The organism is Streptomyces cellostaticus (genome assembly GCF_023630175.1).
In the GTDB taxonomy this organism is placed as follows: Bacteria; Actinomycetota; Actinomycetes; order Streptomycetales; family Streptomycetaceae; genus Streptomyces; species Streptomyces cellostaticus_A.
In genome coordinates, this window is record NZ_JALLIN010000053.1 from 1 (window position 1) to 22,727 (window position 22,727).

Here is a 22,727-nt window from a genome sequence, read left to right on the forward strand (position 1 = left end):
TCAAGGGGGACCCGGCATTGAGCCAGTCGGAGCAGGATGCGTTACCCGATTCAGTCATCCAGCAGGGCCACGACTCCATCGCACGAGCCCTGGCCCCTCTCGTGGGAGGGGACGCCCGCCAGCAGCCCCACCCCTACATCGCACGCCATCTTGCCGAGCACGCCGCTCTCGCGGGAGTCCTCGACGACGACCACCTGCCGCCCCCATTGCTGCCCTGGGTCGCCGGCGCCGCCGTTCGCCGACTGCTGCATCTGCCCCACCGCGGAGGGGACAACCGCTGGTGGCTGCGAGCCTGGGCGGCCATCGAGCCCTACATAGCGCATGCTGACCTCCCCTCGCGTTGCTCGAGCCTGCACCTCGCCCACACGACCATGCGTTTTCCCGGCCTGCCCGCGTCAGCCGTACCCCGCACCGCCCACACCTTCGACGGCTCACAACTTCGCGTGCTCTGGTCGCGCTGGGCTCCTCCCGACAACGTTCTGGCCACCCTGAACCAGAGCTGCCTTGCGCTGGCCGCATCACACCGAGGCGAGGGCGAACTGATCGCCCTAGGAGCAGAAACCGGCACCATCGACCTGCTCGATGCCTCCACCGGGGGAGTTGTCGGAGACCGCATCCGCGCTCATGACGGAGCCGTTCGCTGCCTCACCTGGATCTGGGACGACGACCACAAGACCTTGGTCTCGGGCAGCACCGACGGCAGTGTTTGCATCTGGGATGCCGGCAGCCGTCTTCTCAACCACCGACTCATCCAAACCACCTGGATCGCCGCACTGGCCTGTTGCCGCACGCCGGCCGGGGAGCTGACCGTATTCTGCATCACCGGCCAGGGTGATCTCACGTACTGGAAGGACGACGGCGAGGGCATGCGCCCGCTGGCCCTGCTGAGGCCGCATCCGGCTGAGCCCTCAGCGTTCGCTGCCCTCGTGACATGCACTGCCGACGGTCAAGACGTCCTGGTCTGCGCAGGTGGCACACTCACCATCCGCAACGCTGCGACAAACCACCATCTGGCCGAACATCCGCTGCACGCGGGAGTGCGGACCCTCACCGGCACCTCCGTTCCCGGGCAGATCGCAGCCGGCCACCACGACGGCAGCGTCACGGTGTGGACCCTGCCGGCTGCGGCGGACAAGCACCTGCCCGCCAGCGAAGAGCCGATCATCGCCCTGGCAGGGCTGGACTGCGACGGCGTGCAGCTGATGGCCGTAGGGCGCGGGAACACGATCGACCTGTGGAACCTCGGCACCTGCACCAGAGCCGGCTCCCTCACCGGCCATGCTGACACCGTCGTCGCCCTGCACTCAGTCCACGGCCCCCAGCCGACCATCCTGATCTCCTGCAGCAACGACAACACCATGCGCCACTGGACCGCAGAAGCCGTGCGCAACGCGCTCAAGGGCGCCACACCAGCCCCCGCGGCACTCGCCGCGGCGTCCATGGCCGCCCCGGGCACCGAACTGCGACTGGCCATCGCCTATCCGGCCCTTCTCCAGATCTGGCGCCCCCGCACCGGCACCAGCGAAGCAACCCTCACGCTTCCCGCCGCAGAGGCTGCCACCGCTCTCACCTGGCATCCGGACACCGACACACCTCAACTGCTCTGGTCCGCATCCGACTGCACCGTCCGCGTGTGGCAGCCACTCGCCGCGGACACCGACCCGATCGTGTTCGCCGGCCACCAGCAGACCATCCGACGTATGGCGACCTGCACCCACAACGGTGCCTGCCTGCTCATCAGCAGCGACGACTACACCGTTCGGCTATGGGACATGACAACACGCCAGCCCCTGCACATCTGGCAGCACCCCTATCGCATCAGCTCCATCACCGCCACCACGGGCCGCGACGACGCCCTCTGGATCGCCACCGGCAGCGCGGACGACCATGTCCGAATGTGGCATCCCGCACACAACGAACCCCATCGCGCTTTCCCCTGCCACCAAGGCGTCATCAACGCCGTGGCCATCGACGCGGACAATCCGCACGGCCCGCACCTGGCCACCGCAGGTGATGCCACCCTGCGCCTGTGGAGCCTCGACGACCATACGCCCATCGGCCCGCACCTGTGCGGCCACACCGACGTCATCAACGCCGTCGCCGCATGGACAAGCCCCCGACCCCGCCCCCGCGCCTACCTCGCCAGCGCCTCACGCGACGGAACCGTACGAATCTGGGACGCCACTTCCGGCCGATGCGTCCTCCAACTCGCCGTAGGAAACCATGTCCACACCCTGACCGCGCATCCCCACCCGCACGAGCCGGTCACCACGCTCACCCTGACCGGCGAAGCAGGCGTCGTTGCTGTCGAGCTCCGCATGGATGGGTGGTGAAGTCGAAGCTGCGCGCCCCTCAAATGCCGTAACGCGCCTCCAGTCATATGCCAGATCACGTCACACGGCACCAACCCAGCATCCAGAATGATCGTCCGGCAAAGGCCAAACGGGGAAAGCCCTGCCGCGGCAGACGCGCACATCCCGGGACCACGCCACCACCCAACGAGCACACACCCGGGCCTGCCCACACACCACAACGCGCGGCCCGGCCACACGGCGGGCACAGCCTCCAGCACCATGGGCCCGCCCCTAAGGAGCGGCGCATGGAGCAGGAGACGTACTTAGGAGCGCGGCTCATCCCAGCACCCGAGCGCGGCGTCTGGCGCCTGGGCAAGGCCAAGGATCCGCTCAAGTACAACCAGATCACGGCGGACGACGCCGATCGCACCAGTGGCAACCGCTGGAGCCTCGTCGGCCACGGGACTCTCTACTGCGCCTCAGAGTTCGAAGGCTGCTTCGCCGAAGCCCTTGCCCCCTTCCGTGTCCACCCCGAACTACGCAACGTCATCCAGGACGACTGGCACGAGCCCTACTACATGCCCCCAAGCCACCTGCCTCTGGACTGGCGCACGCGCCACACCCTGGTCAGGCTCATGCCCGACAAAGCCGCTCGATTTCTCGACATCGACGACAACGACACCCTCAACAGCCTCCACCAAGAACTCGAACCCGTCATGGCCCGATTCGACGTCGACAAACTCACGCACGAACACGTCCAAGGGCGCGACCGGCGGATCACGCGCAGCATCGCCGCCTGGGCGCACGAACAACGCACACTCCGCCGGGCACCCCTAATCCAGGGCATCGCCTACCGATCCCGCTTCGCTGCTCGTCAGTGCTGGGCCATCTTCGAGAGCACCCACTTGGAGGAGGTGGAGACCCAGCCCATCTGGCCCGAGACCGAGGGCCTGCGTACCGTCGCCGACGAATACGGGCTCACCATCCGATGACCAACAGCAAACCCACGCCAATCCCTACGGAAAACCGCGTAGCCCGAACGAACGAACCTGCAGTGCCCGACGACGCCACAGGCGCCGGTCGGGGAAGTAAAGGAGCACGTCAGACACCAACTGAGTGCCGAGCGGACGCCGTTGTCGTGCTGCGGGCCCTGTGCTTTGAAGCGAATCGGTGGAGAAGGCAGTGGGAAATCGGTACCGTAAAGCCACGCTAACAGGAAGGGGCCAGCGTGGATGCTCAGGCCGGCGGCTTACTGCCCAGGTCCGCCCCACCCACAGGCGACCCGCGGGAGCAACGCAGCGCTGGCCTCGTCCTGCCGTGCCTCTCCTGCCTCCAGGGCCCGCCTCCCGACCAACGCCAGTCGGGAAGCCAAGCACGCCGGCTCCCTGTTCGGTGTCCCCAGCCGCAACACGGGACGCAGCCACGCCCACGCCTCGGCCCTGACCCGACCGACGCCCCACGAGAACGACCGACCCGCTCTCCATCCACCCGCCGTCTGACCAGCGACCGCGTAGCCCCAGCCGGCGCCCCGTCACGACACCAGGGAGAAGACACCATGCCAGCCACCAAGCCCAGAAGCGACGAAGCCGCGACCAAGGCTCACCTCGTCACCGTGCGCATGTCCGTCGCCGACATCGCCAGATTCCTGCAGGACAACCTCGGTCAGCGGCTCACCGCTCGCATCGCCAACCTCAGCGATCACCGGCAGGTCGGCAAATGGGCATCAGGAGAAAACGCACCCAGGCCCGAAGCGGAAGAACGCCTCCGCGCAGCGCTCCAGGTCTTCCAACTCATCCAGGATGCAGAAAGCCTCTATACAGCCCGAGCTTGGCTGATCGGCATGAACCCCCAACTCGACGACAAGGCACCCCTCGGCGTGATCGCCGAGGGGCACTACCGCGACGTCATGATTGCAGCACGCGCATACGTCGACGGGGGTTGAGTCGTTCCCGGAGCCCCGCTCCCGGCACGGGTGCCGCTACAGAGGTCGGCAGCGCGGCCTCCCGGCTCCTGAGCGCGAACGACGTGGCCCGATCCGGTGACCGAGGCCGAGATCTTCGTCGACCGGACCGGCATCTTCGGGGAGCGTCCGCACTCGGGTCCCGGCGTGTTCGCCGTCGTGGCGGACTCGCCGCACGGCTGGCAGCCGTGCTCTTCGATCCGAGCCCGGGCACCTTCTCCTGCGGCCCAGAAGCACCTGCGCACCTTCCCGCGGACATGCGTCCGGAAGCCGTATTGATCGACATGACCGGTGAAGCGGTCGAGGCCGCGCTGATCGGACCACCGTTTCCCTGAAGCGCCGGGGCACCACCGACACGTACCCGGCGCGGACACGGGCGGCTCCTGCGCAGGGATGCTCTGTGCATTTTCGTCGACGGGACGGTTCTCGGCCCGGGAAGGCGAGGGCGGAAGAGTCCCGCCCCTACCCCACCCGCCCGGGCTGCTCTGCCCCCTGGTGGCCGGGGAGGCTCAGATGTTGCTCAGACCGCTTGCCCGGCCTCTGCCGCGATGGTCGGATCACCACGTGTTCGAGCGGCACCAGCCGTTCACCGCAAGGGGGACTCGTGGAACGTGACCGCCGAAGTCTGCCAGTGAGCGCCATGCGCGCAAAAGCCAGGACGGCAGCCGCGTACGCCGTCGCCGGCATGGTCCATCTCATGACAGCCGCGCTGTTCATCGGCAGTGTGCTGCTGATCGTCATCGGATGGCGCACGGTTGTTCAGCCGATGATGGGCCTGGCGCTTCTGGGCCTGGCTCTTGCCATGCGTCCGCGGAGCGGACACCTGAATCCCGACCTGCCCACGCTGCGAGAGGCAGACGCCCCGGCGTTGTTCGACCTGTTGGGCGGCATAGCCGGCACGTGCGGGGTGCGGCCCCCCGATTCGGTCCAGCTCACTCCGGAGTTCTCGGTCACCGTCACCCACTACGGGTTCCCCCGGAAGCGCTGCCTTGTTGTCGGCCTCCTGCTCTGGGCCGCCTACCCGCCCCAGCAACGCGTTGCCGCCGTGGCCCATGCGCTGGCCCACGGAGCTCCTCGCAACATCCGTTCCCGTGCGTTCGTCGCCACGGCCCTCGAGTCACTGACCGCCGGGTCGTGGACCATGCGAACCAACGACACCGCGTACATCTCCTGGAATGCCGATGCTCTCGCCTTCGGCGCGGACCATGTAGCGGCCGGAGCACGGAGCTTCAACATCCGGGGCAGGATCAGCGAGTGGGTGCTGTGGATCCCGAGGGCGGCCATGGCCGCGACAGCGCGCCTGCTGCTCTGGCTCACGCTGCCGGCCGCTCGGGGTGCACTGTTGGAGGCGGACGACGCGGCAGCCCGTACGGCGTCCCGCGAGGCCGCTGTCGCCGCGCTGAACGACCAGGACCTTGCTCGCCCCATCTGCGTGGAAGCGCATCGCCTGGTGATCGAGACGAAGACGCTCGCCCCCCGACGACCCACCGCAGTCCCTCAGCAGGACTTCTGGGAGAAACTCGCCCGTCAGGCGGCACGTCTGCGCGAACAACGGGGCCGTGATGCCACCCGTGGTTCTCTCGATGCTTCGCGCATGGCTCGGTTGAGCGCTGCGCCGACGCACCGGGCGGCGATCGCTCTGGACGAGCCCGGCTTGACTCGGATGGCCGAAGAGCTTCGCCTGCCCGAGAAGGCGGTGGTGGACAAGATGATGCGTGACGGCGTGGCGGAGGCACAGCAGCCCATTGCGCTGCGTTGACGGGGTCGTTCGAGCGGCAGGAGCCCGCGGTCCTCGGTACGGTGCGGCTGGTGCTGAGGCATTCATCGGCCATGGGAGTGGCCAGGAGCGCCGCCCGGGACTCCTTCCGGCTGGCGGCCCACGGCACCGAGGCAGTGGCATGCCGCGATCGGTGATCCCGGCCTCGCCTCGCTGCGGCATCCGCACGCGATGGCCACCGTAGGCCCCGGGCAGTCTCCGCGTGGGCGGAGTGGATGCCACTACGGTAACGCCCATGGCTGGCAACGGATTCTGGACCGTCCCCGCAGACCGTATGACGACCGGTGGTGGGACGCGCTACGAACTCACCGTCGTGCGGCCTCCGGTGACCGTCGATGCCGGGGACCTGCCGCCCAACGACGCCGCGGCGGCTCTGGAGTTCGCTCTCTCCCTTGACGTGATCGATGAGGTGCTGGAGGACCTCGGGTCGCGTCAGGGCAGTGACAGGCTCACCGTGCGCACGCGTGCCGACCTGGACATCGTGCGGGTGGGGGTGTGGGGGAACGTCATGTCGGTGTCGGATCCCGGCTATGCGGACGACGGCAATGACACCCCGATGCTGTATCAGGCCGAGCGCTTGCGTGAACGCTTCCCCGACGCACTCGTCGTGGGTCGAGTGGAGGTGCACTGCGGGGCCGAGCACACCGAGGACCTCGTGATGCTGCCGGGCGGCCCCATGTTCCACGCGTGCGGCTGGCCGGGCGATGAGCCGTTCCTCGTGTCGGGTGATCCGGCCGCCGTCATGGCGGCCTGCGGTGTCACCGCCGGGCGGCTGGAGGACCTGGACGTTCTCTTCGACCTGGACGACGACCCGAACCAGAACGACTGGGGGGCGCTGGCGACGGCGTGCCTGGGCGAGGCGGACCCGTGGGGGCGGTCGGCTCTCTTCTCGTCGTCGCTGCGGGTGAGGCACTCCGACGCGGCGACCAGCCGTATGGAGTCCTTGTTCTTCACCCGCTGACATACCGTCAACTCCCTCTGTGCCGTCGGGGTGCGCCGCGCGGACTCGGCCTTAACTGCTCTTAATTTGACGGCAGTTGGGGCTAGGGTGGCAGCGCGGCGCGTACATGCCACGGGGGCCCCATGGCGTCGCCCACACCCCTGGCCCCACCAGAGGGAAGACCACACTTTTGAATACAGCACTGCGCATACCCGAGCGGTGGCGCCTGGCGGGCCGCGTCCTGGCCGCGTTCGGGATCGCCTCGGCGGTCACCGTGACCGGCCTGCCAGGCGTCGACCTCACCGGCACCGCAGTCGCCGCCGGCCCGGCCGTCACCACCAAGATCCGTCCCGGTGCGAAGCGCTGCGACGAACGCAACCTGGGCAAGACCTACGGCACCACGCCGCGCGACTCCGGGTTCCCCAACGACCCACTGGGCGGTAACTTCAACGCCTCGTCCAGCCTGCCGAAGAACTTCAACTACAAGCTCCCCGGACGAGCGTACGACGGGCTCGGGCCCCCGACGGCGGCGGACAGGGCCAAGGCCATGTCCAAGTTCCCCAACGACACGGAGAAGAACTACAAGGCATGGCAGAGGGACGCCGACGCGTCCGGTGACCCCGCTGACCGGGCCATGGAGATCTATGCCCGGTTCTTCAACAACAACGAGGGCCTGACCTTCGACCACTGGTTCGAGAACAGGTACATCCGCAATCAGACCAACAACTCCAAGGGTTCCGCTTTCGAGCGCCAGCTGGTCAAGGACTTCCGTCTCATCGGCCCGGACTGGTTGTGCGAGGTCACCGTCGACCTCATCGACGCTCAGGGCAATGTGGTCGACTCGCGCCGCTACGACGCCTACAACAGGAAGTCCAAGGAGTTCAACGAGTTCAAGTCCAACAGCGAGCTGACGAACAAGCAGCTCGGCAAGGACCGCAAGATCGCCCGCCTGATGCCGGACCACAAGTTCCGCTTCACCGGCGCCAAGCCGTTCACCGGCGGCCAGAGGAAGAAGATCGACGACTTCAACCAGTACGTCTCCCGGCTGCGTCCCGGCGCCGTCAACCCGGTCCGCGGCAATCAGCGCCTGTACAACTCGATCCCGCAGACCACCCCGATCCGCGGCTACTCCCGCCACGACCGGTGGTTCGCCCCCGGGTGCCAGGGCGCCGGCACCACCACCCTCGCCTCCCTCGGCTCCGCATCCACCTGCGGAACCCGCGGCCCGCTGAACGAGCGCGTCAACAACTCCGGCCGCACCCTGAACGAAGCCAAACAGATCCAGGCCGGAGCACGCCGCTTCGACCCGCGCGGCACCCTCCCACGCGGCGGCCCGGGCGGCGTCGACTTCACCACCATGGAGCTCCGGTACGTCGGCGGCCTCGGCAAGGGCAAGGGCATGCAGTACTCCATGCGCGCCGACCAGATGCCCGACCCGGACGCCAACCCCGGCTACGGCGGTCGGACCCGCATGAACCTGTCCTCCGACGCCCTGTTCACCTGGCTGGCGCTCACCCCGGACAAGTTCTGGGTGAACCTGAACCCCGACCAGCCGGACAAGGTCATGGACGCCACGTTCGGCAGGACCGACGCCGGCCGCGTCCTCCTCGAAGCCGACCTCATGATGAAGCACGACTTCGCCGAGGCCCTCAACCCGGACAAGCACGTGGAGGGCAAGCGGTACTGGGACACCGCACCCCGGCGCAACGGCATCCCCTGCTTCCCGGGTACCCGCTTCTGGATCGAGCCCGAGCCCGCCAAGGTACGCGAGCAGGACGGCGGCATCTACATCCTCGACTCGCCGATGAAGGTCTCCGACCAGTGGCTCGACGTCGACTACCACGTGCCCGGCTCGACCGAGTGCACCGACCTGACCAAGGCCGAGAAGACCGCGATCGAGGACAGCGTCCGCCGCCACGTGATCCCGCTCATCCAGGACCGCGTGAACAAGGACCCCAAGTACGCCGACCTGCGCGCCGTCTACAACGCCCGCGTCGCCGCCGAGTACATCCGCCAGCAGGACGCGAAGTCCCCCAACGACTTCCACGGGATCATCAACTCGAACGACGTGTCCGCCTGGCCGCTGCGAGCCCCGAACCGGAACTGGAGCCGCGAGCAGGTCTGGAACCGGTACATGGACTCGATCAAGAAGGGCATCGAGTGGTTCGAGCTGAAGTACGGCGGCAAGGTCTACCAGCAGGGCGTCGGCGGCGTCGACTTCTCCAAGCAGCCCAAGCGGAACATCACCCGCGCCCGCTTCAACGTCGAGAACCGCGACCTGGACAACACCACCCGCAACTCCATCACGTCGGATGACACGTCCTACCGGGACACCGACACCCTCTACCTCGGGGGCGGCCCGGCCAAGGCCGCCGGCAGTGACCCGGGCGGCGACCCCACTCCGACGCCGACCCACACCGGCGGCGGCAAGCCCACCGGCAAGCCGACCGGCCCGGTCACCCCGCAGCCGACCCCGAGCGGCGGCGGACAGGCGCCAGCCACCTCCGCGCCGAACACGCCCGATCCGGACGGCGACCTCGCCCACACCGGCAACACCGCCCCCATCGGCCTGATCACCGGCAGTTCCGCCGCCCTCGTCGCAGCCGGAGGCACCCTGTGGTGGTGGATGCGCCGCCGCCGCACCACAGGCTGAGATCCATCACCGGCGTCCCAGCGAGCCGGCCTCGCGAAGGGGCGCCCTCCGGCTGCACGGGACGCCGCCCGTGAATCCGCCCCGCCGGATCTCATCCAGCGGGGCGGATCGGGCGTCAGTGCGCCTGTGCCTTCTGCGGTGCCGCCTCGCTCGGCCGCACGACCACGAACCCCTCGCCCTGCAGCATCAGTTGCACCGCCTCGCCCGAACCGCCGCGCAGCATCGAGCCGAGGGACTGCGAGCGGTGCAGCGACGTCTGCAGGTGCGCGGTCCAGCCGACCACCGCGTCGGTGTCGACGTACACCGGGTGCTGCGCCGACACGGGTATCACCAGCGGGTTGCCCTCGCAGACCAGGCCGAGCCGGCCCTGTCCACTGAACACGCTGTTGAACAGGCCGCCGCCGGCGATGCCCGAGCCCTTGACGGTCCTGATCTCGTACGACAGCGAGGCGTCGAAGCACAGCACGTTGCGGCCGTTGACGGTGAACCGGTCGCCCGGCTCGACCTCGACGACGAAGCAGTTCTGCGCCTCGTGCGCGAACCAGGCCTCGCCCTGGCCGCGCACGGCCATCAGCGGCAGCCCCTCGCCGGTGACCGCTCGCTTGAGCATCCCGCCGACACCCTGGCCCTTGCGCTCGAACCGGAGGCTGCCGCGGTGGGCGATCATCGCGCCCTGACGGGCGTGCATCTCGCCGTTCACCGCGTACCTGATGCACTTGGCGTTCTCGACGGTCATGCCGGCCTCGACGGCCGGCCGCACCACGTGCTCACTGGAAAAGAGGGAACCCTTCATGCGGGGCATGGTGGCCCGGACGCACTCGTTCCGCCAAGATCACGTCACGCGTCCGCCCGGTCACCCGATCCCCGCGCCGGGTCCTTTCACTGCCTCAGGTCCCGCTGCCCGGCGGCCGGGGCGCGCAGCGCCTTGCCCGTGCCCCTGCCGCAGAACGCCGACTCCAGCGTGCCCGCGAGCGCGCCGAGCACCTTGGCGTTGTTGGAGGTGTTGGCGGCGGCCGTCAGGGTCCGCCTGCCGTCCTTCGAGGCGAACGCGTAGGTGTAGAAGCCCTGGACGGCGCCCGTGTGCCCGTACACCGAGACGCCGCAGGACAGCTCGCGCCGGCGCAGCCCGAGCCCGTACGACGTGGTGGCGTCGACCCGGGTGAAGCGCTCCATCTCCGCGAGCCGGGCGGCGGAGAGCAGCCTGCCGCGCAGCAGCGCGGAGTAGAACGTGTTCAGGTCCCTGGCGCTGGAGATGAGCGCGCCGGCGCTCTGCGCCCAGGACACGGTCTGCTCGGTCGCGTCGACCAGGGCCGCGCCGGCGTCGTCCGGGGTGAGGTAGCCGTGGGCGTGCCTGCCGGGGATCCTCGTGTCCGGGTGCACGTAGAACGTGTCGCGCAGCCCGAGCGGAGTGATCAGCCGCTTCTCGTAGGCGCCGCGCACGGAACCTCCGGTGAGCTTCTCGATGAGCAGGCCGGCGACGACGTAGTTGGTGTTCGAGTACGCGTAGGCGGCGCCGGGCGCGTTGGTGCGGGGCTTCCTCAGCGACAGGGCGATCAGGTCGCGGTAGCCGAAGACCTTGTCGCGGACCGCCTCGAAGCCGGACACACTCCTGGCGAACATGTCGGTGGTGTAGTCGTACAGGCCGCTGCGGTGGCTCAGCACGTGCCGGACGGTGATCCGGTCGTCCGGCAGCAGCTTCGGCAGGTACCGGTTGACCGGGGCGTCCAGGTCCAGCTTGTGCTCGTCGGCCAGTTGCAGCAGCACGACGGCCGAGAAGGACTTGGTGACGCTGCCGATGCGGAACCGGTCGGCGGTGCTGATGCCCTGCCGGGTGCTGCGGTCGGCGAAGCCCCGGGTCACCAGGTACGCGTCGGCCCCGTCGTCGACGCGTACCAGCGCGCCCGGGGCGCCCCGGTCGAGCACCGAGCGCAGTACCGCGTCCAGGCCCCCGACGTCGGGTGCGGGCAGTGCGGCCGCCCCCCTGGCGTCCGCCTGCGGGGTCGCGGCCCGCGCCGGGACCGTGAGCAGCGACAGGACGGCCGCTGCGAGTACCGCACCCCTGCCCACCCTTGCTGAGACCATCCGGCTCCACTCCTGTCCTCGCGATCGGCGATGCGACATCGGTCACATTCCGGCCTGGAACCTAGGGGATTCCGGCAACGTCTCCACAGCCGACACACAGTTGGCCATCACGCGATCACTCTCCGGCAGGCATTTGCAAAGAATTGCCATAGAAGAGCGCGAAATGGATCATTCCGGCTTTACGTGTGCATGACTGATCCATAAGGGTTGTCCCCGGGGCCCGACCAGCCCCCGTGGCGCTCAACTCCGCCACGCATTGGGGCGGTTGGGACATCCTCCGCCTTCGAACGAAGGAACCCTGATCAGATTGCGTAGACCGCACATACGCACCGCGGCGATCGCCGTCGCGGTGGCGACCGCTGCCACGGGGCTGGCCGGTACGGCCTTCGCGGGTCCCTCCACCGGTGGGGAGCACTCCACCGCCTTCGGCACCGCAGCGACCACCGCGGCGGTGGTGAAGGCGGCGCGGGCCGCCGCCTTCGCGCACACCGCGGCGACGGGCGTCGCGCAGGGCGACGAACTCCACGTCCAGGACGTGCTCCTCGACCCCGAGGGCGGGCGCCACGTGCGTTTCGTCCGCTCCCACGACGGGATGCCGGTGCTCGGCGGCGACCTCGTCGTCCACCTGGACCGGCGGCTGGCCTACACGGGCGCCACCAGCGCGGCCACCCACGCCGTCAAGCCCACGGCCGCCAAGCCCGAGCTGACGGCCACTCAGGCCGCGGCCGAGGCCGCCCGCGCCGCCAAGGGCGAGGCCGGCGACGCCGAACTGGTGGTGGACGCCCGCGGTGGCTCCGCCGCCCTCGCCTACCAGGTCACCGTCACCGACGAGGACAGCGCCAGCACCGTCGTCGTCGACGCGGTCACCGGCAAGGTGCGCAGCAACACGCCCGTCGCCGACGAGTTCCTGTCGCCCCGGCTGCTCGCCACGATGCGCAGGAGCGGCCAGACCGCCGACCCGGCCACCGGTGCCGGCTCCGGCTCCGGCACCGGAGCCGCCCTGCCCGGCCCGGGCCTCTCCGGCGCCGTGCGCTACCCCGCGGCGGCCAAGGGCACCGGCAAGACCCTCTTCGTGGGCAAGGTCGGTCTCACCACCACGGCCACCTCGCGCCACCACTACCAGCTCAAGGACCCGCACCGGTACGGCACCGAGACCCGGGACGCCAAGGGCAAGTACACCGAGTCCTTCGGCGCGGGCGCGAAGTTCACCAACACCACGGACGTCTGGGGCAACGGCAAGACCTCCAGCCGGGCCAGCGCCGCCGCCGACGCCCAGTACGGCATCACCAAGACGCTGGACTTCTACAAGAAGACCTTCAAGCGCAAGGGCATAGCCAACAACTCCAAGGCCGCCCGCGGAATGGTCCACTGGGGCAAGAAGGTCGCCAACGCCTTCTGGGACCCGAACTGCAACTGCATGCTCTACGGCGACGGCGACGGCCAGATGTTCAAGAAGCCGCTCGTCGTCCTCGACGTCACCGGTCACGAGCTGACCCACGGCGTGGTCGAGGCGACCGCCGACCTGCAGCCGACCTACGTCGACGCCGACGGCAACCAGTACGGCGAGCCCGGCTCGCTGAACGAGTCGCTCGCCGACATCTTCGGCTCCAACGTCGAGTTCTACGCCAAGAACGCCAAGGACACGCCGGACTACCTGATCGGCGAGAAGCTGGGCCTGGAGCAGAAGTTCCTGCGCCGTCTCGACCACCCGTCGCTCGACAAGCTCGAGGGCACCATCGACTACTGGTCGCAGGACACGTACGACACCGAGGTGCACGCCGGTTCCGGTGTCTCCTCGCACGCCTACTACCTCCTCGCGGAGGGCAGCGGCGCGAAGACGATCGGCGGCGTCAAGTACAACTCGCCGACCTACCGGAACGCGTCGACCGTCAAGGGCATCGGCCGCACCAAGGCCACGGCGATCTTCTACCGGGCGCTGACCCGCTACATGGTCTCCACCACCGACTTCCACGGAGCGCGCGTCGCGACGCTGAAGGCGGCCAAGGACCTGTACGGCTCGTCCAGCACCGAGTACAAGACGGTGAACAACGCCTGGGCCGCGGTCAACGTGACCGCCGCCAACACCCCGGCCGCCCGCCACTGACGGACGTCCGTACCCGGCACCACCGGATGCCCCGCCCCGCGCGGGGCATCCGCACGTCCGGGCGCTCCCGCCCGCCGAGGTGGCGCGTCGGCGGCCGCGGCGGGACGATGACGTCCGTGGCGCACACTGACACGTTCCGGACGCTCCGCCCCGGGCGCAGCGGGTCCACCGCGGCGAGGGGGCCCCGATGACCGGCCGGTCCGCCCGGGTCCGCCGCCTGGCCGCGGCGGTGCTGATCACCCTCGCCTGCCAAGGGGCACCCGTGCGCGCCGCGGCCGGGCCCCCCGCAGCCGGCGGCCGGGCCGGCCAGGTCGTCACCTGGGCGGCCGGCGCCGACCGCCTCGGCGAGGGCGCCGCCGACCGCGGCTACCGGCTCGTCGTGCACACCAGCGTGGCCGGCAGCGCACTGCGCGTCCGCCTGTCCAACGCCTTCGGCGACCGCCCCCTGACCGTGGACAGCGTCCACGTCGGGCTGCGGCGCACGGGCGCGGCGCTCGTACCGGGCAGCGACCGGCCGCTCACCTTCGGCGGCGCCCGCTCGGTCACCCTGCCCGCCGGGACGGTCGCATGGAGCGACCCGCGGCCCGGAACCGTCCCGGCCGGGGCCGACCTCGCCGTCAGCCTGCACACCCCCGACGCGGCCGGCCCGGCCACCGGGCACGAGCTGGCGATGCAGACCTCGTACATCGGCCAGGGCGACCACACGGCCGAGACCAGCGGGGCGAACTGGACCCGGCCGACGGGCTCCTGGTGGTACCTGGACGCCGTCTCCGTGCGCCCGGCCGACCCCGCGACCGGGGCCGTGGTGGTGCTCGGAGACTCCCTCACCGACGGCTGGCAGTCCACCGCGGGGCTCGACCGGCGCTGGCCCGACTTCCTCGCCCGGCGCCTGCACGCGGCCCCGACGGCCGTCAAGGCGGTGGCCAACGAGGGCATGTCCGGCAACAAGGTGCTCAGCGACGACGCCGGGACCGGAGCCCTGCACCGGCTGCAGCGGGACGTCCTGACCCAGCCCGGGGCACGCACCGTCCTGCTGTTCGAGGGGGTCAACGACCTCAAGGCCCACACCGGGGTCACCGCGGCCGACCTGATAGCCGGCTACCGCACGATCGTCCGGCAGGCCCACGCGGCCGGGCTGTGCGTCGTCGGCGCGACCATCGCCCCGTTCGAGGGCTGGTCCGAATGGGACCCCGCCGCCGAGGCCGTACGCCAGGAGGTCAACCGGTTCGTCCGCACCGGCGGCGAGTTCGACGCGGCCGTCGACTTCGACCGCGTCCTGCGCAGCCCGCAACTGCCCCGCCGCCTGCTGTCCGACTTCGACAACGGCGATCACCTGCACCTCGGCGACGCGGGCATGCGGGCCATGGCCGAAGCCGTCGACCCGCACGTCCTCGACTGCGCGCGCTGACCGCGGGCCGGTCGCCCCTCCCGCCGTACCGGGCTCAGCGCAGGGTGTCGGCCCAGTCCGCCGGCACCCGCCCAGCCGGTCCCGGCACCGGCTGGTCGTCCGGGTGCCCGGCCGGCGGCGCGAGTTCGGGACCTTCGGTGTACAGCTCGCCCGTCTCGAAGTTCCAGAACCAGCCCTCGCCCGGCTCGAAGCTGCGGATCACCGGATGCCCGGTCGACTCGTAGTGGGCGGTGGCGTGCTTGGCGGGGGAGTCGTCGCAGCAGCCGATGTGACCGCAGGCCGCGCACCTGCGCAGGTGGAACCACCACCCGCCGGCCGCGTCGCACTCCACACAGCCCGCTCCGCTCGGCGGGACGCTCGGGTCGATGGCGGGCTCGCCGCTCATGCTGCCTCCTCGGGGTTCGTCAGGGCGGACCGCTCCTCGGGTGTCCCGGCGGTGAGTGGCAGCAGCACCTGGAAACGGGTGTCGCCGGGCTCCGACTCGACGCGCAGGGTGCCGTGGTGCTTGTTCACCACGATCCGCCAGGAGATGTCCAGACCGAGCCCGGTGCCCTGGCCGACCGGCTTGGTGGTGAAGAACGGGTCGAAGATCCGGCTCCTGATCTCCGGCGGCACCCCGGGCCCGGTGTCCCGGAACTCCACCAGCGCCTGCTCGCCCTCCAGCGCGGTCCGCACGGTCAGGGTGCCCTGTCCGCCCGCGTCGTTCATGGCGGACACCGCGTTGTCGATGAGGTTGGTCCACACCTGGTTCAGCTCGGCCGGGTAGCCGGGGATGTCCGGCAGCGCGGGTTCGTACTCCTTGACGACCTCGATGCGCGGACCGATCTTGCCGGACAGCATCAGCAGCGTGCTGTCGAGGAGTTCGTGCACACCGACGACCCGGTAGGGCGCCCGGTCGAGCTGCGAGTACTGCTTGGCGGCGTCCACGAGGTGCGAGATCCGGGTGGTGGAGTCCTCGATCTCGTCCATCAGCAGCTCGGTCTCGACGGTGTAGTTGAGCCAGCCCACCGCCCCGGGCAGGATCTCCGCGTCCACGGCGGCCGCGACCTGCTCCAGCCAGTCCACGTCGAGACCGGCCTGGACGAAGGTGGGCGCGAGCTGCCAGCCGTGGTCGAGGCCGTGGTCCTCCAGCCAGTCGGTGAGCGCGTCCTCGCGGTCCGAGGCCTCCAGCGGGCTGAGCGCCGGCGCCTTGGCGACGCGCTCGGCGGTGCGCTCCTGGATCTCGATCAGACTCGCCAGCGCGTCGCGGGAGAACGGGCCTTCGGCGATCACCGCGAGCTTGTGCCGCATCTTCGCGACCCGCTCCCGCAGCGTCGAGGTGGCCCGGACGGCGGCCGCGGCGGGATTGTTCAGCTCGTGCGTGAGCCCGGCCGACAGCGAGCCGAGGGCCAGCAGCCGTTCCCGCTGGCCGATGGCCGCCTGGGTGCTCTTCGCACCGAAGAACAGCCCTTCCAGCAGGTGCGTGGCCATCGGGAACCACTCGCTCATGACCTCGGCGAAGGTGTCCGCCGGCAGGACGAAGAAGCGCGTCGGCTCCGTCACCCGCATCGAGTTGTTGTACACCTGCCGCACCCGGTCACCCAGGTAGGCCTGCATGGCGCCCGCGTACACCCCGCGCTGCGAGGTACGGGACACCTCCACGTCGTCGCCGGCCACCCGCCGCGAGAGCACGACCGTGCCCTCGACCATCACGTAGAAACAGGTGGCGGGGTCGCCCTCGGTGTACACCGGGCCGGGCTCGAACAGCTCCACCCGGCCCTCGCTGCACAGCCGCCCGAGCTGGTCGGGGGACAGCTTCTCGAACAGGAACAGGGAGCCGATCTCCTGCGGGCTGCACGGCACCGGCTGCCCGCTCACGACTGCTCCAGATACCGGTGGACGAGCATGACGGCCATGGCTCCCTCTCCGACGGCGGACGCGACCCGCTTGGCGGACTCGGCGCGGGCGTCGCCCGCCACGAACACGCCGGGGACGCTGGTCTCCAGGTGGTACGGCGGCCGGTCCAGCTCCCAGCCGGCCGGTGGCCGCCCGTCGGCGGTCAGATCGGGTCCGGCCAGGATGAACCCCCGCTCGTCGCGCAGCACCGTCCCGCCTAGCCAGTCGGTCAGCGGGGCGGCGCCGATGAACACGAACATCCACTGGGCGTCGACGCGTTCGGTCTCCCCGCTGGCCATGTGGCGCAACGTCAGCTCCTCCAGCCGGCCCGAGCCGTGCGCCGCGTCCACGACCGTGCGGCCGCGCACCGAGATGTTCGGTGCCTCGCCGATCTGCTGGATCAGGTAGTGCGACATCGACGCGGACAGATCGGGCCCTCGCACCAGCAGCGTCACCGACTTGGCGAACCGGGACAGGTACATCGCCGCCTGCCCCGCCGAGTTGGCGCCGCCGACGATGTACACGTCGTGCCCCTGGCAGGAGGATGCCTCGGTCAGCGCGGAGCCGTAGAACACCCCGCAGCCGGTCAGGTCGGTGCAGCCCTCGGCCTGCAACTGCCGGTACTGCACGCCCGTGGCCAGGATGACGCTGTGCGCGGCGATCGCCGAGCCGTCCGCGAACCGCACCACGCGGGCCGCCCCGTTGATCTCCAGCCCCGTCACCTCGCGCGTGGTGAGGATCTCGGCGCCGAACTTGGCCGCCTGCCGCCGTGCCCGTTCGGTGAGCTGTGCGCCGGAGACCCCGTCGGGGAAGCCCAGGTAGTTCTCGATCCGGGAGCTCTGGCCGGCCTGCCCGCCGGTCGCGGACCGCTCCACGAGCACGGTCCGCAGGCCCTCCGAGGCCCCGTACACGGCGGCGCCGAGACCGGCCGGACCGCCGCCGATCACCACCAGGTCGTAGAAGTCGGCCGTCGGTGTCGTCGCCAGGCCCACCCGCGCGGCCAGCTCGGGCGCCTCGGGCTCCACCAGGGCCGTCCCGTCGGGGGTGATCACCAGGGGCAGCCGCTGCCCGTCCTGCCCGGCCGCGGTCAGCAGCCGCCGCCCCTCGGGCTCCTCCACCGAGTACCAGCGGTACGGCACCTGGTTGCGGGCCAGGAACTCCCGCACGTCGGAGGACCGGGCCGACCAGCGGTGCCCCACGACCTTGGTGCTGGCCACCGGCCTGCGGGCGCTGGTCCGCCACGCCTGGAGCAGGTCGTCCAGCACCGGGTAGAGCTTCTCCTCCGGCGGGTCCCACGGCTTGAGCAGATAGTGGTCGAGGTCGACGACGTTGATCGCGTCGATCGCCGCGTTGGTGTCCGCGTACGCGGTCAGCAGCACGCGCCGGGCCCCCGGATACACGTCCAGGGCCTGCTCCAGGAAGTCGATGCCGTTCATCTGGGGCATCCGGTAGTCGGCCAGGATCACCGCCACCAGGTCCCCGCGCAGCTTCAGTTCGCGCAGTGCCTCCAGCGCCGACGCGCCGGACTCCGCGCGCACGATCCGGTACGACTCGCCGTAGCGCCGTCGGAGATCACGGGCGACGGCGCGGGAGACCCCCGGGTCGTCGTCCACGGTCAGGATGACGGTCCGCGCTGCGTCGGCGGCCTGTGCCATGCCTCTCCCACCCCGAGCGGTCGGCTGCGCGGTACGGCGCCGCCAGGGTCGCCGCACCGACTCCCGCCCATCGTATGTTCGATCGCCCGGATCCGCCCCGCCGTGCTGCGACGTCGCCCGCCCTGGGGGACCGCTCCTTGATCTCCTCCTCCGTGGGTAGGGGGAGGGCATGATCAGCCCGTGGGGGAGACTGGCCCCGCGAACGCGGACGACGAGGAGGACCGAGGCATGACACGCCCGATCACGGCAGGGGTGGACGGTACGGAGGAGAGCCTGGCCGCGCTGGGCTGGGCGGCCAGGGAGGCGGTGCGCCGGGGGCTGCCGCTGCGCGTGGTGCACGCCTGGCACTACGCCGAGGCGATCGCCGCGGCCGACCGGGACACCCAGCGCGGCTGGGTGTCCGAGGGGGTGCGGGAGGCCGTGCGCACCGTCTCGGCCGGACACCCCGGGCTCGAGGTGGACGTGGACGTGCTCGACGAGGGCGATGTCGCGGAGGCGCTGACCGGTGCGGCCGCCGAGGCCGAGCTGCTGGTGCTGGGCTCGCGCGGGCACGGCCGGGTGATGGGCTTCCTGCTGGGCTCGGTCGGCCAGCAGGTGGTCGCCGAGACGACCCGGCCCGTGGTCCTCGTGCGGGCCGGCGAGCGCGCCGCGGCGGAGGCCGGCGGGCGGGACATCGTGGTCGGCCAGCACGGCGGCCCGGAGGACAGCGCGGCCGCGCTGCGGTTCGCGTTCGAGACGGCGGCCGTGCGCGGTGCCACCGTCCGGGCGGTGCGCGCCTGGACACTGCCGCCGGTCTTCGCCTACAGCCCGGGCTCGCTGAAGCTCCTGGACGAGGCGGGCGGTCTGGAGCCGTACGAGAAGCAGGCCCTCGCCGACGCGCTGGCCCCGTGGCGGGAACGCTTCCCGGAGGTACCCGTCGCCGAGCACATCGAGATGGGCAGTGCCGCGCAGGTGCTGCTCTCGGTGGCCGGCCGGGCCCAGCTCATGGTCGTCGGCCGGCGGGCCCGCCGCACCGCCGTGGGGGCCCGGATCGGCTCGGTCGCCCACGGGATGATGTACCACGCCGGATGCCCGGTGGCCGTGGTGCCCCACGAGTGACCTACTGGGGCGGCGTCGGCTCCAGGGTCGTACGGGCCTTCGGCAGGACGTTGTCGATGTAGTCGGCGACGGCGGTGTCCAGGCCGATGTCGTGCTGGACCCGTTCCGAAAGGTACCAGCGGTGCTCCAGCAGCTCGTGGTAGATCTCGGCCGGGTCCATGGAGCCGCGCAGCCCGGGCGGCACGGCGCGCACGGTCGGCCGGAACACGTCCCGCACCCAGCGGTGGGCGAGCACCTCCGGGCGGGCCGCGAGGGGGTCACCGGGCGCGTGGTCGTCCTGGCCGGCCATCCAGCTCTCCAGGTCGTTGAGCAGCCGCCGTGCCTGGTTCTCCTCGGCGTCGAGGCCGGTCAGCCGCAGCAACTGCCGCTGGTGGTGGCCGGCGTCGACGACCTTGGGCACGAAGGTGACCGTGTCGCCGTTGGCGGAGTGCCCGATCTGCATCTCGGCCACGTCGAAGCCGAGGTCGTTCAGGCGGCGTATACGGCGTTCCATGTAGTGGTACTTGCCCGCCGGGTAGACCGAGGTGCGGGTCAGCTCCTGCCACAGGCCGGCGTAGCGGGTGCAGATCTCGTGCCCGAACTCGACGGGGTCGACGGAGGGGTGCAGCGCCCCGGACGCCTCCAGGTCCAGCAGCTCGCCGCTGATGTTCACCCGCGCCAGGTCGAGGTCGTGGTCCCGCTGCCCCGGGCTCAGCCGGGGGTGCAGCTCGCCGGTCTCCGCGTCCACCAGGTACGCGGCGTAGGCGCCCGCGTCCCGCCGGAAGAGGGTGTTGGACAGCGAGCAGTCGCCCCAGGCGAAACCGCTCAGGTGCAGCCTGACCAGCAGCACCGCGAGGGCGTCCATCAGCCGGTGCATGGTCGCCGGGCGCATGGTGGTCTCGAACATCGAACGGTACGGCATCGAACCGCGCAGATGCCGGGTGATCAGCACCGGTTCCAGCGGGGCGCCCGCCCGGTCGGCGCGGCCGGTGACCACGGCGAGCGGGTCGACGGCCGGGATGCCCAGCCGGTCGAGGTCCCGCAGCAGCCCGTACTCGCGCAGCGCGGGCCGTTCGGCCAGCTCCTTGACGGCGATCACCTCGTCGCCGGCGCGCGCGTAGCGCACGACGTGCCGGGAGATGCCCCGGGGGAGTGGGACGAGGACTTCCTCGGGCCACTTCTCCAGGGCCACGTCCCAGGGCAGTTCGAGCAGGAGCGCGGGGTGCTCCGGGTTCGTGGCGCTGATCTGCAATGCCATGGGACGAACCCTAAGGGCTGTCCCGCGGTCTCCGGCGGGCGCACGAAGAAGGCTGCCGCGCCGCGCCGCGCCGCCGGATCGCCGGACACGTCCAGCATGAGGGCGACCCCGCGCCCTGCGACGCATCGCATCCGACGCCGTGCGACGCCGTGCGCTGATCGACCGGGGACCACGGGACGGTCCTCAGGCCCGCCCCGGGGGGCCGTCGCCGCCGTGGCCCGGCGCAGGTGTCACCGCACCCCCTGGGGTCGGAACTGGACGCTGATCCGCGGACCCGCCGCGTGGGCGGTCTTGGGCACGCAGTGCTCCCAGGTCCGCTGGCAGGAGCCGCCCATCACGATCAGGTCGCCGTGCCCGAGCGGCCGCCGGACGGCGGGGCCGCCGCCTCCCACGGGACGCAGCAGCAGGTCCCGGGGCGCGCCGACGGACAGGATCGCGACCATCGTGTCCTGACGGGCACCGCGCCCGATCCGGTCGCCGTGCCAGGCGACGCTGTCCCGGCCGTCGCGGTAGAAGCACAGTCCGGCGGTGGTGAACGGCTCGCCCAGCTCTCCGGCGTAGCGGGCGGACAGAGCGTCGCGCGCCTCGGTGAGGACGGGGTGCGGCAGCGGGTCGTGCGCCGCGTAGAACGCGAGCAGCCGCGGGACGGCCACCACGTTGTCGTACATCTTGCGGCGCTCGGCCCGCCAGGGGACGTCCGCGGCCAGTTCCTCGAACAGGGCGTCCGCGCCGCTCAGCCAGCCCGGCAGCACGTCGATCCAGGCGCCGGAGCCCAGCTCGGTCCGGCGCGACCCGTCGAGCGGGCCGAGCCGCAGCTCGTCGGTCTGGTCGAACAGGGAGCCCTGGAGGTGCGTGGCCATGGACCCAGCCTACTCCGTAATCGAAAATATGTTCCCCACGATGGGCCCGGTCGCCGGTACCGGGGTCGCCGGCACCGCCCGGAGGCTTTCGATACATCGATGTATCGGATACATTGCCGTATCGAAGGAGGGCCAGCCATGACGGCCAAGGACGACACGGCCCCGCGCGTGACCAGGCGGCGGGCCCGGACCCGGGCGAATCTGCTCGACGCCGCCTTCGCGGTCTTCGCCGCCAAGGGTTTCGGGCGGGTCTCCATCGAGGAGGTCTGCGAGGCCGCCGGCTACAGCCGGGGTGCCTTCTACTCCAACTTCGCCACCCTGGACGAGCTGTTCTTCGCCCTCTACCGGGAGCGGGCCGACCTCATCGCCGGCCAGGTGGCCGACGCGCTCGCGCAGGACGGGCCCGACCTGGACGTCCCGGCCTCCGTCGACCGGGTGACCGAGGTCCTGCTGCTCGACGTGGACTGGCTGCTCGTCAAGACGGACTTCCTGGTGCACGCGGCCCGCGACCCGGACGTCGCCCGCACCCTCCTCGACCACCGGGCCCGGCTGCGCGGGGCCGTCGCCGACCGCCTCGGCCGGGCCCGCGGCCACACCGAACTGCCCGCCGTGCTCGGCGGTGCCGAGGGGGCCGCCCGCGCGGTCGTCGCGGCCTACGACGGCGTCACGACCCAGCTCCTGCTGGACAGGGACGTCGACGCCGCCCGCGGCTGGCTGAAGCAACTGCTCACCGCCCTGCTGACCGACGGCAGCGGCACCCCGCAATGAGTCGCGTACGGAAGGA

The 22,727-nt window shown here is 70.8% G+C and carries 17 protein-coding genes; 10 read left to right on the forward strand and 7 right to left on the reverse strand.

Features of this window, described 5'->3' with window-relative positions; genetic code table 11:
* The 6 genes from MXD57_RS27055 to MXD57_RS27080 all read left to right on the forward strand — a co-directional run.
* Positions 1 to 2,333 (forward strand): WD40 repeat domain-containing protein (locus tag MXD57_RS27055; protein WP_250404656.1); only part of this gene is annotated, 2,333 nt, incomplete at its 5' end.
* 266 nt (positions 2,334 to 2,599) lie between these two features.
* The gene (locus tag MXD57_RS27060) at positions 2,600 to 3,286 is read left to right on the forward strand and encodes an RES family NAD+ phosphorylase (RefSeq protein WP_250404657.1); all 687 of its coding nucleotides are present in this window, start codon (positions 2,600 to 2,602) and stop codon (positions 3,284 to 3,286) included.
* 563 nt (positions 3,287 to 3,849) lie between these two features.
* Positions 3,850 to 4,236 carry an XRE family transcriptional regulator gene (locus tag MXD57_RS27065; RefSeq protein ID WP_250404658.1) on the forward strand — a complete coding sequence of 129 codons (387 nt, stop codon included), beginning with the start codon at positions 3,850 to 3,852 and terminating at the stop codon, positions 4,234 to 4,236.
* Positions 4,237 to 4,885: 649 nt separating this feature from the next.
* The gene (locus MXD57_RS27070; protein WP_250404659.1) at positions 4,886 to 6,013 is read left to right on the forward strand and encodes a hypothetical protein; all 1,128 of its coding nucleotides are present in this window, start codon (positions 4,886 to 4,888) and stop codon (positions 6,011 to 6,013) included.
* 253 nt (positions 6,014 to 6,266) lie between these two features.
* Positions 6,267 to 6,992 carry a DUF6333 family protein gene (locus MXD57_RS27075; RefSeq protein WP_250404660.1) on the forward strand — a complete coding sequence of 242 codons (726 nt, stop codon included), beginning with the start codon at positions 6,267 to 6,269 and terminating at the stop codon, positions 6,990 to 6,992.
* 169 nt (positions 6,993 to 7,161) lie between these two features.
* Complete coding sequence (locus MXD57_RS27080; protein WP_250404661.1) at positions 7,162 to 9,624, forward strand: hypothetical protein; 2,463 nt, start codon at positions 7,162 to 7,164, stop codon at positions 9,622 to 9,624.
* A gap of 115 nt (positions 9,625 to 9,739) precedes the next feature.
* On the opposite strand, the gene MXD57_RS27085 is transcribed toward MXD57_RS27080, so the two are convergent.
* Positions 9,740 to 10,417: an AIM24 family protein gene (locus MXD57_RS27085; RefSeq protein WP_250404662.1), complete on the reverse strand. Its 678-nt coding sequence runs from the start codon at positions 10,415 to 10,417 to the stop codon at positions 9,740 to 9,742.
* 86 nt (positions 10,418 to 10,503) lie between these two features.
* Positions 10,504 to 11,706 (reverse strand): serine hydrolase domain-containing protein, encoded by a 1,203-nt coding sequence (locus MXD57_RS27090; protein ID WP_250404663.1) that lies wholly within the window; start codon positions 11,704 to 11,706, stop codon positions 10,504 to 10,506.
* Between the two features lie 307 nt (positions 11,707 to 12,013).
* Here MXD57_RS27090 and MXD57_RS27095 point away from each other — a divergent pair, with 307 nt between their 5' ends.
* Positions 12,014 to 13,810 (forward strand): M4 family metallopeptidase, encoded by a 1,797-nt coding sequence (locus tag MXD57_RS27095; protein ID WP_250404664.1) that lies wholly within the window; start codon positions 12,014 to 12,016, stop codon positions 13,808 to 13,810.
* 187 nt (positions 13,811 to 13,997) lie between these two features.
* Entirely contained in the window at positions 13,998 to 15,218 is a 1,221-nt protein-coding gene (locus MXD57_RS27100; protein WP_250404665.1) for an SGNH/GDSL hydrolase family protein, read from the forward strand.
* Positions 15,219 to 15,252: 34 nt separating this feature from the next.
* Here the strand turns inward: MXD57_RS27100 and MXD57_RS27105 are convergent, their stop codons facing one another.
* Genes MXD57_RS27105 through MXD57_RS27115 form a run of 3 tightly spaced genes read right to left on the reverse strand, consistent with a single transcriptional unit; the run spans position 15,253 to position 18,748 of the window.
* Positions 15,253 to 15,603 carry a UBP-type zinc finger domain-containing protein gene (locus MXD57_RS27105; RefSeq protein WP_250404666.1) on the reverse strand — a complete coding sequence of 117 codons (351 nt, stop codon included), beginning with the start codon at positions 15,601 to 15,603 and terminating at the stop codon, positions 15,253 to 15,255.
* Positions 15,600 to 17,075 carry an ATP-binding protein gene (locus tag MXD57_RS27110; RefSeq protein ID WP_250404667.1) on the reverse strand — a complete coding sequence of 492 codons (1,476 nt, stop codon included), beginning with the start codon at positions 17,073 to 17,075 and terminating at the stop codon, positions 15,600 to 15,602. The genes MXD57_RS27105 and MXD57_RS27110 overlap by 4 nt, the downstream gene beginning before the upstream one ends.
* Positions 17,072 to 18,748 carry an FAD-dependent oxidoreductase gene (locus MXD57_RS27115; RefSeq protein WP_250404668.1) on the reverse strand — a complete coding sequence of 559 codons (1,677 nt, stop codon included), beginning with the start codon at positions 18,746 to 18,748 and terminating at the stop codon, positions 17,072 to 17,074. The genes MXD57_RS27110 and MXD57_RS27115 overlap by 4 nt, the downstream gene beginning before the upstream one ends.
* A 228-nt stretch (positions 18,749 to 18,976) precedes the next feature.
* Between MXD57_RS27115 and MXD57_RS27120 the strand changes: the two genes are divergently transcribed.
* On the forward strand, positions 18,977 to 19,846 hold the full coding sequence (locus tag MXD57_RS27120) for a universal stress protein (protein ID WP_250404669.1): 870 nt from the start codon (positions 18,977 to 18,979) through the stop codon (positions 19,844 to 19,846).
* A 1-nt stretch (position 19,847) separates the two neighbouring features.
* Here MXD57_RS27120 and MXD57_RS27125 read toward each other — a convergent pair whose 3' ends face one another.
* Entirely contained in the window at positions 19,848 to 21,083 is a 1,236-nt protein-coding gene (locus MXD57_RS27125) for a DUF4032 domain-containing protein (RefSeq protein WP_250404670.1), read from the reverse strand.
* Positions 21,084 to 21,313: 230 nt separating this feature from the next.
* A complete protein-coding gene (locus MXD57_RS27130; protein WP_250404671.1) occupies positions 21,314 to 21,943 on the reverse strand; it encodes an alpha-ketoglutarate-dependent dioxygenase AlkB in 630 nt (209 codons plus the stop codon).
* A gap of 138 nt (positions 21,944 to 22,081) precedes the next feature.
* Here MXD57_RS27130 and MXD57_RS27135 point away from each other — a divergent pair, with 138 nt between their 5' ends.
* Positions 22,082 to 22,711 (forward strand): TetR/AcrR family transcriptional regulator, encoded by a 630-nt coding sequence (locus tag MXD57_RS27135; RefSeq protein ID WP_250404672.1) that lies wholly within the window; start codon positions 22,082 to 22,084, stop codon positions 22,709 to 22,711.
* Positions 22,712 to 22,727 lie beyond the last annotated feature (16 nt).

Bases quoted from the DNA above. Each gene is read 5' to 3' on its own strand.
- MXD57_RS27060 (WP_250404657.1), top strand. From the start codon at position 2,600: ATGGAGCAGGAGACGTACTTAGGAGCGCGGCTCATCCCAGCACCCGAG.
- MXD57_RS27065 (WP_250404658.1), top strand. From the start codon at position 3,850: ATGCCAGCCACCAAGCCCAGAAGCGACGAAGCCGCGACCAAGGCTCAC.
- MXD57_RS27075 (WP_250404660.1), top strand. From the start codon at position 6,267: ATGGCTGGCAACGGATTCTGGACCGTCCCCGCAGACCGTATGACGACC.
- MXD57_RS27085 (WP_250404662.1), bottom strand. From the start codon at position 10,417: ATGAAGGGTTCCCTCTTTTCCAGTGAGCACGTGGTGCGGCCGGCCGTC.
- MXD57_RS27090 (WP_250404663.1), bottom strand. From the start codon at position 11,706: ATGGTCTCAGCAAGGGTGGGCAGGGGTGCGGTACTCGCAGCGGCCGTC.
- MXD57_RS27100 (WP_250404665.1), top strand. From the start codon at position 13,998: ATGACCGGCCGGTCCGCCCGGGTCCGCCGCCTGGCCGCGGCGGTGCTG.
- MXD57_RS27105 (WP_250404666.1), bottom strand. From the start codon at position 15,603: ATGAGCGGCGAGCCCGCCATCGACCCGAGCGTCCCGCCGAGCGGAGCG.
- MXD57_RS27115 (WP_250404668.1), bottom strand. From the start codon at position 18,748: ATGGCACAGGCCGCCGACGCAGCGCGGACCGTCATCCTGACCGTGGAC.
- MXD57_RS27120 (WP_250404669.1), top strand. From the start codon at position 18,977: ATGACACGCCCGATCACGGCAGGGGTGGACGGTACGGAGGAGAGCCTG.
- MXD57_RS27125 (WP_250404670.1), bottom strand. From the start codon at position 21,083: ATGGCATTGCAGATCAGCGCCACGAACCCGGAGCACCCCGCGCTCCTG.
- MXD57_RS27130 (WP_250404671.1), bottom strand. From the start codon at position 21,943: ATGGCCACGCACCTCCAGGGCTCCCTGTTCGACCAGACCGACGAGCTG.
- MXD57_RS27135 (WP_250404672.1), top strand. From the start codon at position 22,082: ATGACGGCCAAGGACGACACGGCCCCGCGCGTGACCAGGCGGCGGGCC.